At 43.6% G+C, this 15,892-nt stretch carries 14 protein-coding genes; 2 read left to right on the top strand and 12 right to left on the bottom strand.

Features of this window, described 5'->3' with window-relative positions:
* Positions 1-15 precede the first annotated feature (15 nt).
* The 5 genes from QUF78_RS19075 to QUF78_RS19095 all read right to left on the bottom strand — a co-directional run bounded on the left by QUF78_RS19075 (position 16) and on the right by QUF78_RS19095 (position 8,306).
* On the bottom strand, positions 16-2,214 hold the full coding sequence (locus QUF78_RS19075; RefSeq protein ID WP_289325891.1) for a RelA/SpoT family protein: 2,199 nt from the start codon (positions 2,212-2,214) through the stop codon (positions 16-18).
* Between the two features lie 315 nt (positions 2,215-2,529).
* Positions 2,530-3,042, bottom strand: coding sequence for an adenine phosphoribosyltransferase (locus QUF78_RS19080; protein ID WP_061464220.1), 513 nt, complete (start codon positions 3,040-3,042; stop codon positions 2,530-2,532).
* Positions 3,033-5,408 (bottom strand): single-stranded-DNA-specific exonuclease RecJ, encoded by a 2,376-nt coding sequence (recJ, locus tag QUF78_RS19085; RefSeq protein WP_289325892.1) that lies wholly within the window; start codon positions 5,406-5,408, stop codon positions 3,033-3,035. The genes QUF78_RS19080 and recJ overlap by 10 nt, the downstream gene beginning before the upstream one ends.
* A 144-nt stretch (positions 5,409-5,552) precedes the next feature.
* Positions 5,553-7,814, bottom strand: a complete 2,262-nt coding sequence (secDF, locus tag QUF78_RS19090) for a protein translocase subunit SecDF (protein WP_289325893.1) — start codon at positions 7,812-7,814, stop codon at positions 5,553-5,555.
* 186 nt (positions 7,815-8,000) lie between these two features.
* The gene (locus QUF78_RS19095) at positions 8,001-8,306 is read right to left on the bottom strand and encodes a post-transcriptional regulator (protein ID WP_289315508.1); all 306 of its coding nucleotides are present in this window, start codon (positions 8,304-8,306) and stop codon (positions 8,001-8,003) included.
* A 170-nt stretch (positions 8,307-8,476) separates the two neighbouring features.
* Between QUF78_RS19095 and spoVB the strand changes: the two genes are divergently transcribed.
* Positions 8,477-10,039 carry a stage V sporulation protein B gene (spoVB, locus tag QUF78_RS19100; protein WP_289325894.1) on the top strand — a complete coding sequence of 521 codons (1,563 nt, stop codon included), beginning with the start codon at positions 8,477-8,479 and terminating at the stop codon, positions 10,037-10,039.
* Between the two features lie 30 nt (positions 10,040-10,069).
* Here spoVB and QUF78_RS19105 read toward each other — a convergent pair whose 3' ends face one another.
* On the bottom strand, positions 10,070-10,750 hold the full coding sequence (locus tag QUF78_RS19105; RefSeq protein WP_289325895.1) for a DUF421 domain-containing protein: 681 nt from the start codon (positions 10,748-10,750) through the stop codon (positions 10,070-10,072).
* A 171-nt stretch (positions 10,751-10,921) separates the two neighbouring features.
* Between QUF78_RS19105 and QUF78_RS19110 the strand changes: the two genes are divergently transcribed.
* The gene (locus QUF78_RS19110) at positions 10,922-11,293 is read left to right on the top strand and encodes a TIGR04086 family membrane protein (protein WP_061464226.1); all 372 of its coding nucleotides are present in this window, start codon (positions 10,922-10,924) and stop codon (positions 11,291-11,293) included.
* A gap of 46 nt (positions 11,294-11,339) precedes the next feature.
* Here the strand turns inward: QUF78_RS19110 and yajC are convergent, their stop codons facing one another.
* From yajC to ruvA, 6 genes are read right to left on the bottom strand one after another with little or no spacing between them, the layout of a single operon-like run.
* A complete protein-coding gene (gene yajC, locus QUF78_RS19115; RefSeq protein ID WP_289325896.1) occupies positions 11,340-11,624 on the bottom strand; it encodes a preprotein translocase subunit YajC in 285 nt (94 codons plus the stop codon).
* 42 nt (positions 11,625-11,666) lie between these two features.
* The gene (gene tgt / locus QUF78_RS19120; protein WP_289315503.1) at positions 11,667-12,806 is read right to left on the bottom strand and encodes a tRNA guanosine(34) transglycosylase Tgt; all 1,140 of its coding nucleotides are present in this window, start codon (positions 12,804-12,806) and stop codon (positions 11,667-11,669) included.
* A 36-nt stretch (positions 12,807-12,842) separates the two neighbouring features.
* A complete protein-coding gene (gene queA, locus QUF78_RS19125; protein WP_289315502.1) occupies positions 12,843-13,871 on the bottom strand; it encodes a tRNA preQ1(34) S-adenosylmethionine ribosyltransferase-isomerase QueA in 1,029 nt (342 codons plus the stop codon).
* A 38-nt stretch (positions 13,872-13,909) separates the two neighbouring features.
* Positions 13,910-14,116, bottom strand: coding sequence for a DUF2905 domain-containing protein (locus QUF78_RS19130; protein ID WP_289315501.1), 207 nt, complete (start codon positions 14,114-14,116; stop codon positions 13,910-13,912).
* Positions 14,113-15,111 (bottom strand): Holliday junction branch migration DNA helicase RuvB, encoded by a 999-nt coding sequence (gene ruvB, locus QUF78_RS19135; protein ID WP_289315500.1) that lies wholly within the window; start codon positions 15,109-15,111, stop codon positions 14,113-14,115. The genes QUF78_RS19130 and ruvB overlap by 4 nt, the downstream gene beginning before the upstream one ends.
* Before the next feature lie 11 nt (positions 15,112-15,122).
* Positions 15,123-15,737 (bottom strand): Holliday junction branch migration protein RuvA, encoded by a 615-nt coding sequence (gene ruvA / locus QUF78_RS19140; RefSeq protein ID WP_289325897.1) that lies wholly within the window; start codon positions 15,735-15,737, stop codon positions 15,123-15,125.
* Positions 15,738-15,892 lie beyond the last annotated feature (155 nt).

Here is a 15,892-nt window from a genome sequence, read left to right on the forward strand (position 1 = left end):
GGTAATAAAAACTCCTTAGTTCATTATCCTTCTGACGGAATAAACATCTGAAATTTGTTTTATACGGTCGACGACCTTTTGTAAATGGGCAATGTTATGAATGTAAATCGACATGTGGATGGTCGCAACCTTATTCCTGTCGGATTTACCAGAGACCGCTGAAATGTTGGTCTTGGTTTCATTGACTGCCTGCAGCACTTCGTTTAATAAGCCGCGACGGTCATACCCGCTGATTTCAATTTCAACGATGTATTCCTTGCGTTCATTAATTGTACTTTCCCATTCAACCGGTACCAGGCGATGATCGGAATCCCCGCTTTCCAGGTTCGGGCAGTCTTGTCTATGGACTGAAACTCCACGGCCTTTGGTTATATAACCAACGATTTCATCTCCAGGAACTGGGTTACAACAGCGTGATAAACGGATAAGCAGGTTATCAATCCCCGGCACCTGTACACCTGAGTCACGTTTTTTAGTTGAATTGGAGAAGGTTTTCAGATCGGCTACCGCTTCTGAAATATCTGCTTCCTGCTCGACCATTTTCTGCTTTCGCCATTTTTCGGTAAGGCGGTTAGCTACCTGAAGGGCAGTTATTCCGTTATACCCGACTGCTGCATACATATCTTCTTCATTCAGGAAGTTGAATTTATCTGCAACACGCCTGATGTTCTCGGGAGTCAGGATTTCCTTCAGGTCAAACTCCATATCCTTGATTTCTTTTTCAACAAGCTCTTTGCCTTTTTCGATATTTTCTTCTCGGCGCTGCTTCTTGAAAAATTGGCGGATTTTATTTTTAGCTTGAGATGTTTGCGTGAGTTTTAGCCAGTCCTGACTTGGACCATATGAATGCTTCGATGTTAAGATTTCAATGATGTCGCCTGTTTTCAGTTTATAATCCAGCGGTACCATTTTCCCGTTCACTTTGGCACCAATCGTTTTGTTTCCAATTTCCGAATGGATCCGGTAAGCGAAATCAATCGGGTTGGAACCTGATGGGAGTTCGATGACATCGCCTTTAGGTGTGAAAATGAATACCATATCAGAAAAAAGATCTATTTTAAGGGATTCCATGAATTCCTCGGCATTAGTCGCGTCATCCTGGAATTCAAGAATTTCCCGGAACCAAGTCAATTTTTCTTCTAATGAAGGCTGTTCACCGACATCTTTTCCTTCTTTATAAGCCCAGTGCGCGGCAACCCCGAACTCGGCAATGCGATGCATATCGGAAGTACGGATCTGCACTTCGAGCGGATCGCCTTTCGGACCGATTACCGTCGTATGGAGCGATTGATACATATTCGGCTTCGGCATCGCGATATAGTCTTTAAATCGGCCAGGCATCGGCTTCCAGCATGTGTGGATGATCCCTAAAACCGCATAGCAATCTTTTATGCTATTGACGACGATCCGAACTGCAAGCAAATCATAAATTTCACTGAACTGCTTATTCTGCAAAGCCATTTTGCGATAAATGCTGTATATATGTTTCGGCCTGCCGGAAAGGTCAGCCTTAATGTTGACTTCCTCAACGTTTTTCCGCACTTCATCAATGACTTCTTCCAGATACTCTTCACGTTCTGCACGCTTTTTCTTCATCAGGTTAACGATTCGGTAATACTGCTGAGGATTCAAATACCTTAGTGCAGTATCTTCAAGTTCCCATTTAATCGTGCTGATACCAAGACGATGGGCAAGCGGTGCAAAGATTTCCAACGTCTCGTTCGATATCCTTCTCTGCTTCTCCTGCGGCAGATGCTTCAATGTCCGCATATTGTGCAGTCTGTCGGCAAGCTTTATCAAGATTACCCGGATATCCTGGGCCATCGCCACGAACATTTTCCGATGGTTTTCCGCCTGCTGCTCTTGCTGTGATTTATACTTGATTTTCCCTAATTTGGTCACGCCATCCACGAGCATGGCGACTTCAGGACTGAAATTTTCTTCAATATCCTTCAGAGTGATCTCCGTATCTTCAACAACATCATGTAAAAAACCTGCCGCAATAGTTGCAGGGTCCATTTCAAGATCAGCCAGAATGCCCGCCACTTGAATCGGATGAATAATATACGGCTCTCCCGATTTACGGAATTGTTCTCGGTGGGCATATTCTGCATACTTAAACGCTCTATGAATAAATTCAGCTTCTTCCGGCTGAAGATATAAGCTGGCACGTTCTACAACCTGCTCGGCAGTCAATATTTGATCATTAGCCATTTAATCACCTTAACCCCACTTTAACTGCCACCGGTATGATCCGGATTGAGTATGATTGGTAGCACTTCCCTTTATTCTGCAAAACGTGACAATTTTTGCGAAAAAAAATAAATCCGCTTAAACGGATACAAGTGCAAATAAACTTATTAGCAGAAAAACTCTTTATTATTACTATTATCGAAAAAAAAGGCAAGGATGTAAAGGGTTAAACGTGTATTTTATAAAGAATAATGCATTTTTTCACTGGAAATTCGACAAAATCCAGTTAAAACGAGTAAAACAGAAAGAGCACCCTGGTCAGAGTGCTCTTCTTTATTAAAAGCTCATTAATGTCAAGACATCATAGCCGTCTAATTTATCTTTACCATCCAAGTCCGTCAATTCAATAAGGAATGCAATCCCGGCTACAATTCCGCCAAGCTGTTCAACCAATTTGATCGTCGCTTCGATTGTTCCTCCAGTAGCAAGTAAATCGTCGGTAATCAGGATACGCTGTCCCGGTTTGATGGCATCTTTATGGATCGTCAAAACATCCTTGCCATATTCTAATCCATATTCAACTTTTATCGTTTCACGTGGAAGTTTTCCTTCTTTTCTCACTGGCGCAAAGCCGACTTCCAATGAGTATGCGACTGGACATCCGATAATGAATCCGCGTGCTTCCGGTCCGACCACTAAATCGATATTTTTATCGCGAGCGTACTCGACGATTTGGTCTGTTGCGTATTTATAAGCTGCGCCGTTATCCATTAATGTTGTAATATCTTTGAAGACAATACCCGGTTTTGGCCAGTCTTGCACAATTGTTACATATTGCTTTAAATCCATTGCTTTGTTTCCTCCTCAAGGTCTGTTGCCTCATGGACTAAATAATGATTGAACCAATCGAATAATTGCTGATAGGAAGAATAAACTAGCTCTTGTTCAAGCTCAAATTGCTCTTTCTTTCTTATATACGATTCAGATTCACTGAGATCGCGTTTCTTCGCATTGGTTGTAAGCATAATTAACCCATTCTCTATTGTAACAAAATCAAGCTCAAAAAACACCTTAGAAATGAAATCCACGGTATCCCTTGACCAGCCGCGGTATTTGGCAAGGTCATCACCATATCTTTTCACATCGAGCGGACCCTTTTTGGCAAGGAAGGCGTAAAACCATTTAAAATGGTCCCTTGTTGGCATCGTACTTAAGAAATGGTCCTGTTCATGTGAAAGGTGAGCGTAGATACGCGATGGATTCTTATTGGCAATGACCCGTTTCAAATATTCCCTTAACGGTGGCATGTCCATAAAAACCACATGTCCTTCTAGGCAGTCGAGCTGATCTGCATCCTGTTCATTCTTGATATGAACAAGATCCGGATGGTTTCGTAAAAAGGGATATCTGCTATAAATATCTTCCGAGAAAATGACGATTTTCCGGTTTTGTGCCGGAATGTCGGCAAGCCACTTCTCTGCCTGGCCCTTGCCGCGGTAATCGAATAACTGCCAATGGTTCACCGAGACATCCTGGACAAAGATCTGGGGCTTTTTCATATTATTCCACTCATTGATGGAAAGCTCTCCAATCACCGAGACTTCAGCGTGCGGCGCTAATTCATCCACAAAATGACCGAGACCGAAGCCTACGCCATCAAGTTTATGATTTTCACCATCTTCCAGCTGGACCTTCAAGTGATTTTGGTTGGCACCAATTTTACGGGCGCTTGAAAGTTGTACGGAATCTATCAAAATCTTCGGCTTAGGATTCGTAACCCCGAATGGCGCTAGCAGGCTCATCTCCTGAATCGTTTGAACGGAAACTTCAGCTAAAGTCGTAGCACCGTCCAAATTTGTAATGGGTGTGAAGTCCTCTTCATTCAGTTGTTCCTTCGCAATCAAGTTCATGCGGTCCCTAAGCTCCTGAACATCTTCAATTTTCAATGTCATTCCAGCAGCCATAGGATGGCCACCAAAATGAGGCAGTAATTCACGGCAAGTGGACAGACTTTCAAAAAGATCGAAACCGGCGATACTCCGAGCAGAACCTTTAGCGTATCCCTTTTCCCGGTCATAGCTCAATACAATCGTGGGCCGGTAAAAGCGTTCAACCAGTTTAGAGGCCACAATACCCACAACACCGGCGTTCCAGCCTTCCCTGCCGATGATGAGCACACCATTCGACTCCGGCGGGAAGTTTTCCTCAACTTCAGAAATCGCTTCTTCCGCCATCTCTGCAACCATAGCCTGCCGCTCTTTATTGATATCATTGATTTCATTGGCGAGTTCCGTCGCTTCTTCCAGGCTTTCAGACATTAATAAATCCACAGCGGGGTCGGCATCTCCAAGACGTCCGACAGCATTGATCCGTGGTGCCATCGCAAAGCCGATCGATTCTTCATTCAATGCTTCCTGCTGAACATTCGCCACTTTCATTAATGCAACAAGTCCCGGACGGCGGGTCAAACGTAACTGCTCGATGCCTTTCGCAGCAATGACGCGGTTTTCCCCTTGTAAAGGCACTAAATCCGCTATGGTGCCAATTGCCGCTATTTCAAGCAAATCCTCCGGCAATTCTCCAAGCAAGGCGTGTGCCAGCTTAAAAGCGACCCCTACTCCCGCAAGGTCTTTAAATGGATAGGAACTGCCCTCAAGTTTAGGATGGATGATTGCCAATGCTTCAGGCAATTCCGGTCCCGGTTCATGGTGGTCGGTCAAAATATAATCCATTCCAAGCTCTCCGGCAAGCTTCGCTTCATCGATTGCAGAAATTCCTGTATCGACGGTTATCAATACCTTCACCCCTTGCTCAGCTGCAAGGCGGAACGCCATTGGATTCGGTCCATACCCCTCTGTAAAGCGATTCGGGATATAAAAATCCACATCGGCTCCCAATCTCGTTAGTGCCGTCATCATCACTGTGGTCGATGTCACGCCATCCGCGTCATAATCACCGAATATACGTATTTTTTCTCCATTTTGAATGGCTTCTCTTATTCTATATACTGCTTTATCCATATCTTTCAATAAAAATGGATCATGAAAAGTTTGATTTTTTACAAATAAAAATGATCGGGCACTTTCGATCGTATCCAGGCCTCGATTCACAAGCAACGCTGCAACCAAAGGTGTGATATGGAGCTCTTCAGCTAGTGCAGCAACTTTGTTTTCATCGGCAGTTCGCAAGTTCCACCGAGTTTTTGGCTTTAACATTAATTCACCCCTCAACTTACTCATTATACAAAACGGCAATAACGGTTTCAATTTATTTTAAACTCAAAAATGGCTGTAATTCCCTATTCAACAAGTTAGTCTCACAAAAAGAAGGCTGGCATCATGCCAGCCCCCTCTCTCCTATTAAACTTGTCCTTCAAGACTTTGTTTCTTCTCTTTTGCGGTATTCAGCGGACCTTTCTTCTTCAATTCCCTGATTTTCAAATCAAGCCAGAATTGGGAAGCGATCAATAGTGATGAATACACGCCGCATATTAAACCGATAAACAGTGCAATCGAGAAGTTTCGGATAGCTTCACTGCCGAATATCGCCAACGCGATAACCGTAATGAGAACGGTCAGTACTGTGTTAATGGATCTCGTCAAAGTTTGCCTGATACTGATGTTTACAATGTTCTCAAGCTCTTCGACGGTTTTGACTTTACGACTGAAGCGTAAGTTTTCACGAATGCGGTCAAAGGTTACGATCGTATCATTGATCGAATAACCGACGATCGTCAGAACCGCAGCAATGAAGGTGATATCCACTTCAAGCCGAAGTAAGCTGAAAACCGTTATGATGAAGAATGCGTCATGTATTAGCGCTACGACGGCCGGTACAGCCATTCGCCATTCAAATCGTATCGATACATACAATATGATTCCTATTGATGCAATCGCTAACGCAAACATGGCATTTTTCGCAAGTTCTTTCCCGACTGTCGGCGAAACGGTGCTGACATTCGGTTCTGCTCCGTAATCCTTCTTGAAGTGGTCCTTCAATTCAGCGATTTCCTGTTTATCAAGGACACCGACTGTCCGAACGACAGCGTTTTTATTTTCTTTTCCAGCGAGCCTGACATCCTTGATGTCCTTTTTGTCAATACCGACCTTGCTCATTTCGGTTTTGACTTGCTGAGTCGTCAAGACATCTTTGGACGCAATCTCAATTCTGGTACCGCTCGTGAAATCAATCCCTAGATTCAATCTGAAGACGAGCAGGAAAATGATCCCGATAATTGTGACACCGATTGAAATGCCATAAAAAACTTTCCGATGTTTGACGAAATCGATTTTATCAAAGCGCGTTGGCAATGACATTAATTCAATTTTCTCGGATAAATCGTGAATGTATTTCTTTTTCACGCCAAACCATGTTGTACGTTTGTCCAGGAACCCGCTATTCACCCACAGGCTCATGAAAAGACGTGTACCATAGACGGCTGTAATGAAACTCATTAAAATCGAAATGATCAAAGTTGTTGCAAACCCTTTAACCGAGCTTGTTCCATAATAGAACAGAACGGCTGCAGCCAGCAAGGTCGTTAAGTTCGCATCCGTGATCGTAGCAAGTGAATTTTTCGTACCTTCTTTATAAGCTGCTTTAACTGAACGGCCAAGTTTCAGCTCATCCCTGATTCGCTCGTAGGTTATGATGTTGGCATCGACAGCCATCCCGACCCCGAGTACCAATGCCGCAATACCAGGCAGCGTAAGGACTGCATTCATCCAATCAAACACTAATAGCGTCAAGAAAATGTATATGCTTAAAGTGACGACTGCAATGAATCCCGGGAAGCGGTAATACACAAGCATGAAAATAAAAACAAGTGCAATTCCGATTATGCCCGCAAAAATGGTATCATTCAGCGCACCCGCGCCAAATTGGGCACCTACAGAAGTAGAGTACTTTTCTTTTAAATCTACAGGCAGGGCACCTGCATCCAGAAGGGCTGCAAGCTCTTTCGCTTCTTCCACCGTGAATTGACCTGTAATATATACCTTCTTCGTATTGAAAACTTCCTTAACAGTTGGAGCTGAAATCATATTGTCCTGTGAAGCTGTATCTTTAATGGAATCTTTTCCTTCTTCGAAATCCAACCAGATTGCAAGGACATTAGTCGGACTTTCCATCGAGGAAATTTTTTGGGTGATATCCTTAAATTTATTCACATCTTTCAATGTGACTTCGACAACCGGTTTATTATCTTGGAACGTTTGTTTCGCGCCGCCTTCTTTCAGGTCAGCACCGGTCATCATTTCCTTATCGTTATAATCACGGAAGGATAATTTAGCTTGTGTCGAAAGGATTTCCCGAGCGTTGTTTTGGTCTTTGACTCCAGCCAATTGAACGCGGATCCGGTCTTTCCCTTCGATTTGAATGTTAGGTTCGCTAACGCCCAAAACATTGACACGCCGCTCAAGCGAGCTTACTGTAGCCCGTAAAACATCCGGGGTGATCTTTTCCCCAGACAGCGGTTTTACTTCATATAACACTTCAAAGCCGCCTTGAAGATCAAGACCCAGCTTGATATCCTTTAGGATTCCTTTTGAAGTCGATCCCATCGCTGCGAAAATCAAAAGTGCAATTAGAAAAAACGCAACGATCCTGCCTCTTTTTACCATTATGTAGTAGGCCCCTTTCTATAATACGCCTGTTCCTGAAGTTTAAAAAAAGTTTATATGATAACTGCATACCCTTTGCTTCTTGAGAAAAAAGACACAGCTTCCCATGCTTTTTCCCAAAAAAAGCATAACCATATCCATTATGAGTCATATACAAACAGCTGTCAATTTAAGTATATCTTTGCATCATTCTTTTAAAAGTTCCTTCAGTTCCTCTTCAGAAAGCGGCTCAAATAGGTTTGGTGATTTATAAGCTTCGACCATTTGGAAAGTCATGAACTGGTTGCTCGAAAATGTCACGATATCTGCGACAAGTTCATGAAGGTGAATGTTTTCCTGCGGACGCTTCCATTTATTTTTGGTCAAGGTTCCCCATATGTCTTCCTCTGTTACGGCATTCAATCCGACCATTTCGAATTCCTCACGCTTGCTCTTCAAAAATGGGCGTACCTTTAGATAATACCTTTGATAGGGATGATTCTTTTTCGCCATCACTTTGCCTCCAGTAAAAATGATTCTCAAATGAATGCGCATTTTCTTAGAAGAGTTTCAATCATTTGTTAGAACGCAAACAAACACTTTTGTCATGCTTTGTCCAAGTACAAGCATATAGATAATTGTATAGCATAACCGCTTTTTTGAGAAGGAAGGAAGGGAGTTCAATGTCCAAATTTTTAAAAGGGACGCTGATTTTATTAGTCGCAAGCCTGATAACAAGGGTTCTTGGTTTCATTAACCGCATTGTCATCGCCCGCTTCATCGGCGAAGAAGGCGTTGGTTTATATATGATGGCTTTACCGACCCTATTTCTCGTCGTAAACATTACCCAGTTAGGCCTGCCTATCGCCATTTCCAAATACGTGGCAGAGGCAAATGCCAGAGGTGATGAACGGAAAATCAAGAAAATCCTTGTCGTCTCTTTGGCCTGCACCTTTACGCTATCGATGATTTTCACTCCCGCAATGCTGCTTTTCGCGCCGGTGCTCTCAGAATATCTATTCACTGACGAACGGACGGTATGGCCGCTCATGGCGATTGCTCCTATCGTACCGATCATAGCCATTTCATCCGTACTGCGCGGTTATTTCCAAGGCAAGCAAAATATGAAGCCCTTCGCTTTCTCACAAGTTATCGAGCAGGTGGCACGAATCACGTTCATAGCCGTCCTGACGAAGGCCTTTTTACCATATGGAATCGAATACGCTGCTGCCGGGGCGATGTTCGCTTCTATTATTGGTGAGCTTGTATCTCTCTTCTACTTATTGACTAGTTTTAAGTTAAAGAAACATTTTAAGTTCCGGAAAGGTTTCTTCAAGAATGTCAAATCCGGAAAAGGAACGTTCACCGAATTGATGGGGATCGCCCTTCCATCCACCGGAAGCAGGATGATTGGATCGGTTTCGTGGTTTTTCGAACCGATAGTGGTCGCCCAGAGTTTGGCAATCGCCGGCGTCACCGCGGCTGCAGCCACCAGTCAATACGGGGAGTTAACAGGATACGCACTGCCTTTACTCATGCTTCCGTCATTCGTTACATCCTCGTTGGCGACGGCCCTTGTCCCGGCAGTGAGCGAAGCCCGTACGACCGGAAATTTTTTACTCGTTGAACATAGGCTTCAACAGGCCTTGAAAATCACCTTTATCACAGGCTGTTTAGCTATCGTCATTCTGTTTATCTTTGCCGAACCGATTTTACAAGTCATGTATGGCTCTTCGCATGCTGCTGTTTTCATTAAATTCCTGGCACCTTTTTTCATCCTTTATTACTTTCAATATCCGCTGCAATCCATGCTGCAAGCACTGGATCTTGCAAAGGCCGCAATGTTCAACAGCCTGGCTGGGAACATCCTTAAAATCGGTGTGATCTGGCTGCTGGCGTCAAAGGAAAGCTTCGGGATCATGGGAGCCGCAATCGGGATAGCCGTCGGTACAATGCTCGTTACCTTCCTGCATTTTTCAACCGTGCTGAAGGTCGTCCCTTTCACGCTTCATTTCCGCAGCTATATGTCAGCTTTGGTCCTTGCTTTAATTTCCGGATGGGGCGGTTATTACCTTTATCAATTCCCGCTCTCCTCACAGCCTCTTGGCATACGGCTTTTGCTTTCCGTGACGGTCGTTATCCTGCTGTTCACATTTTTCCTGCTCATGACCGGCAGCATAAAAAAAGCGGATCTAATCCGGATTCCTGTAGTTGGCGGCTTTTTATCAAAGTTTGCTTGGAAATAAAATGAACCGAAGCATTTAAAAAGACTTCGGTCAATTCTTCGTTTCATTTTTATCGATGTAAAATCGACCATCTATGTACCCACAAATCGAAATCTCTTTAATCTTCGTTTCTCCCATTTTTTTCAACTGGTGCCGGAGCCAAAAGTGATTTTTGCCGATTTTATCGAGATTTTTCTCCTGTATCTCTCCGTCGATTATAAGGGGATAGGGTGTTTGCTTCGTATTGGAACCTTTGCTTTGGGTATTTTTGATAACCGACAGCTTCCCTGAAGATTCGAGGATTGCGAATTGTATATCATTTAAATCATTAATCCCCTGTTCACGCAGCTGGGTCAATAAATCATCGAAATTATATCGTTGCTTACGCATCGCTTTTTCATCTATTTTCCCTTGGTTGATGATAATTTGAGGTGTACCGTCCACGATGTTTCGAAATCTTATGCTTTTCAATGAAATGTAGGCCATGATTATTTGGATGAAAGCAAGCACGAACATGGGAATGATTTGCCTGAAAAATGGTTTATCCAAATCTTCAAAGGATAGGACGGCAATGTCTCCTATCATGATGGATACCACTAAATCAAGTATGCTCAGTTCCCCAACTTCCCGTTTACCCATCATTCGGAAAAGTAATAAGATGACTAGATAGATCACTGTTGTCCTAAAAATAATAGCCATGATATCCACTTCAATACCACATCCTTCATCCATAGCATGGCTTGGGAATTGAAAAATTACTCCATAATCTTTTCTAATTTTACTTGGAAGCTTCTTAAACCTGGTCTAAAGGTTCCATACGGGGAATATGCTTGTACAAACACATAAACAGGCTAAAACGTATCAGCCTTGTAAAAAGGAGGAATACCCATCGAAACTAAAAAAATGAGTGTCGCCGTAATTTATGGCGTAGGCTCCATCTTTGCCATAGCGATGATTGCAAGTTTAATCGTTTCCATCCTTCTTCGTTTCACTTCACTGACGGAATCATCCCTGACATACGTGATCATGATCGTGTCCTTTTTATCACTGTTCATTGGTGGATTCATCTCAGGAGGGAAAGGGAAAAAGCAAGGACTATTCTTAGGCGGTAGTACTGGGCTGCTTTATCTGTTGGTCGTGTTCCTTTTTCAATATTTAGGTCACGATGCGCTCTTCACCATCAAGCAATGGATATACTATGGCTGTTTTGTCATTACGGCCATGATGGGTGGCGTGCTTGGGGTCAACATGAGTTCCGAATCACGTACCAATTAAAAAAACACAGCAAAAAACCGGGCACATGGCCCGGTTTTCGTTTGTCTTATAAAGTCGCTTCTTTATTTGGTGCGCTTTCCTTAATTTCACGGATTGCCGCACGGTCGAAAGTTAGTTTTGTACCGTCTGGTGACTTAATGACGATTTGCAATTCATCGATTGCATCGATTGTTCCGTGCATGCCGCCGATAGTAGCAACTTTATCACCTTTTTTCAAACTGCTTTGCATGTTTTGCGTAGCCTTTTGGCGTTTTTGCTGCGGACGGATCAATAAGAAATAGAACAATACGAACATTAAGATCAACGGAAGTATTTGTGTTAAAGAACCCATTTGTATAATTCACTCCTTTCGTTCATTAAAATATTTATGGAATTAGAAGTTTCTCGCATTAGGTTCATTGAAACCATATTGCTCAAAAAACTCTTCCCTAAAGTCTCCAAGACGATCTTCTCGAATAGCTTGTCTGACCTGTTCCATCAAGTTTAACAGAAAATGAAGGTTATGATAAGTCGTAAGACGAATCCCAAAGGTTTCTTCACATTTAATCAAATGGCGGATATATGCCCGGCTATAATTCTTGCAAACATGGCAATCGCAATTTTCATCGATTGGACCAAAATCACGTGCATATTTCGCATTTTTCACAACCAGCCGCCCATTGCTCGTCATCAGCGTACCATTACGCGCAATTCGCGTCGGCAGTACACAGTCAAACATATCGACTCCGCGGAGTGCACCATCGATCAATGAATCCGGCGAACCGACTCCCATCAGGTAACGCGGTTTGTCAGTTGGCAGCAGCGGACTTGTAAACTCAAGAACGCGGTTCATGATATCCTTCGGTTCCCCTACGGATAATCCTCCAATAGCATAACCCGGGAAGTCAAGGGAGACAAGGTCTTTTGCACTTTGTTTGCGAAGATTTTCAAACTCCCCGCCTTGAACGATCCCGAACAGCCCTTGGTCATTTGGACGCTCATGGGCATTCAAACAGCGTTCTGCCCAGCGTGATGTCCGTTCAACCGACTTCTTCATATACTCTTCAGTCGCCGGAAATGGCGGACATTCATCGAATGCCATCATAATATCGGAGCCAAGTGCATTTTGTATTTCCATCGCTTTTTCCGGAGATAAAAATAATTTATCGCCATTCAGATGGTTTCTGAAATGTACGCCCTCTTCTTCAATTTTACGGAACTCGCTCAAACTGAAGACTTGAAAGCCGCCCGAGTCAGTCAAGATTGCCCGATCCCAGTTCATGAACTTATGCAATCCGCCAGCTTCCTTGATGATTTCATGCCCCGGACGCAGCCATAAGTGGTACGTATTGCTCAGGATGATGCCTGCCCCCATTTGTTTCAAATCTTCCGGGGACATCGTTTTGACAGTAGCCATCGTTCCAACCGGCATGAATGCCGGCGTGTCAAAAGAACCATGCGGCGTATGAACCCGGCCTAGCCGTGCCCCTGTCTGTTTACATGTTTTGATTAACTCATATCGTATTGCAGTCAACGCAATAACTCCCTTCAAGAGCTTCTCACTCTTATATTACTTAATTAACATTGCATCTCCAAAACTAAAGAACCTGTATTTTTCCTCCACGGCCGTTTCATAGGCATGAAGGACATGCTCCCTGCCTGCAAGTGCAGAAATAAGCATGATTAAAGTCGATTTCGGTAAATGGAAGTTCGTTATCATCGCATCAATCCCTTTGAACTCATATCCAGGATAGATGAAGATGCTCGTCCAGCCATTCTCTTCCTTGAACACCCCATCATTACGGGACGCAATCGTTTCCAATGTCCTTGTGGACGTTGTGCCGACCGTGATGATTTTCCCGCCTTTTTCTTTCACATCATTCAGTAACCTGGCTGTGCCTTCCGTCATTTGATAAAACTCTGAATGCATTTCGTGGCTGTCAATATCGTCGACACTGACTGGACGGAACGTACCAAGCCCTACATGAAGCGTGATGAAAGCGATGTGGACACCCATCCCTTTAAGTTTCTCGAGCAAATCCTCCGTAAAATGCAGGCCTGCGGTTGGTGCCGCTGCAGATCCCCGTTCACGTGCATATACCGTTTGATAACGGTCCTGATCGTCGAGTTGTTCCTTGATATATGGAGGTAATGGCATTTCGCCAAGCTTCTCTAGTATTTCATAAAATATGCCTTCATATTTAAATTCAAGGATTCGGCCTCCATGCTCAAGTACACCTGTACAGACGGCACTCAGCTTACCATCGCCAAAAATGATTGTCGAGCCTTCTCTAATCCGTTTGGCTGGCTTCACAAGCGTTTCCCATACATCATCATGCTCTTGCTTAAGCAGCAATACCTCGATTTTTGCACCTGTTTCTTCCTTACTTCCGTAAAGTCGGGCAGGCAGCACCTTCGTATCATTCAAAACCAAGCAATCTCCCGGCTTGATATATTCCGTGATATGGCTGAATACATCATGCTGGAGCTTACCGGTTCCTTTATCCAACACCATCAATCTACTTGCTTCCCTATCCTCCAAAGGAACTTGGGCAATCAATTCCTCCGGTAAATGAAAATCAAACATATCCAATTTCATCTGTTCCACTTCCTAACCTGTCTTTCAAGCTGTAATATTTATTTAAAACGGCCAATCAAATAAAAAATGGCGGACAACACAACACTGACGATGATTGATGTGACGATAGGAAAGTAAAACGTCGTATTCCCCTTTTTCAGCAAAATATCTCCCGGCAGCTTGCCGAGATGAATGTATTTCATCGCAAAACCAATCACGAATATAATCACACCAAGCATCATAACCATTTTTGGTATATTCATCATTCGGGCATCTCCATGCCGAAATGCTCATAAACCAGCTGTGTTGCCATCCGGCCTCTAGGGGTACGCTGAAGAAAACCGACTTGTAACAGATATGGTTCATACACATCTTCGATCGTATGTGCCTCTTCGCCAATCGTTGCAGCAATCGTTTCCAGACCCACGGGTCCACCACGGAATTTTTCAATGATCCCTTTAAGTAATTTATGGTCAATATGATCGAGTCCTAAACGGTCGACCTGCATTAATTCAAGCGCATAATCGGCAAGCTCGGCCGTTATCGTACCATCACCGCGTACCTGGGCGAAATCCCTGACCCTCCGTAATAGCCGATTAGCAATTCTCGGGGTGCCCCTTGACCTTCTAGCAAGTTCGCTAGCTGCTTGATCATCCATTTCCGTATCCATGATTCTTGATGTACGGATGATGATATCAGTCAAATGGTTTTCCGTATAATATTCAAGACGGCTCAAAACGCCAAAACGGTCCCTGAGCGGTGCAGACAGTGAGCCTGCACGTGTCGTGGCCCCCACGAGGGTGAACGGCGGCAAGTCGATTCTGATCGAACGGGCTTCCGGTCCCTTACCGACTACAATATCCAGACAGAAGTCTTCCATAGCCGGATATAGCACTTCTTCGACAACACGAGGAAGACGGTGAATCTCATCAATGAATAATACATCACCAGGTTCAAGTGCACTCAAAATGGCCGCCAGATCCCCCGGCCGCTCAATGGCGGGACCGGAAGTCGTGCGGATATTGACACCCATTTCATTGGCGATGATGACGGCAAGCGTCGTCTTTCCAAGACCGGGTGGTCCATATAATAGTACATGATCGAGCGTTTCTTCACGCATCCTTGCCGCTTCAATGTATACACTCAAATTCGCTTTAACTTTATCCTGTCCAATATATTGCTTTAAGTTTTGGGGCCGCAGGCTTTGTTCAAAGGATAGTTCGTTCAAATCGGCTTCCTGATTGAATATTCTCTCCTCCATTGCGCCACTCCTTATCTTAACATCATTTGCAATGCTTTCTTAATATATTGCTCGGTCGTCATATCTTCCGTCTGCAATTTCTTAGCAACCTTTTGGATTTCCTTTTCAGAATAACCAAGAGCCTTCAAGGCAAGAATGGCTTCATCCAATTCCTCCGAATAACCATTTGGACTGAGTGCAGCCGTGACGCCTTCGTTAAACAAGCTTGGAAAAGCATCCGGAATAATGTTCTCAAGTTTTCCTTTTAGATCGAGAATCATTTGCCGTGCCGTTTTCTTACCGACTCCCGGGAATTTCACCAAGAACGACTCATCTTCATTTTCGATTGCCTGCACCACCTGATCAACCTGTCCTGATGCTAATATGGCTAGTGCACCCTTCGGCCCGATTCCGGTTACATTCAATAGTTTTGTGAATAATGCCTTTTCTTGACGAGTCTGGAAACCGTAAAATGCAGCCATATCCTCACGCACATAATGATACAAAAAAACTTGGATCTCTTTCTGGTATTGAGCGGAAAAAATAAAAGGATTCGGTGTCATCACTTGATATCCGATCCCCCCATTTTCCACAACTATGTATTCAGGTCCAATATAATCGACCTTGCCTTTTATATAATCATACAAATTAATTCTCTCCCTGATTTTGCTGTACCTCTCATTTTATCATAAAAAGGGAGCGTTGTTCATTAAAAGTTATTTAGTAATCGGCAAAGACTTTTCCGATGGACGATATCACGTTTCATTGCATTTGACGTTTATGGTATTCTGTTGAAAAACAA

This window comes from Peribacillus sp. ACCC06369, assembly GCF_030348945.1.
Classification (GTDB): Bacteria; Bacillota; Bacilli; order Bacillales; family DSM-1321; genus Peribacillus.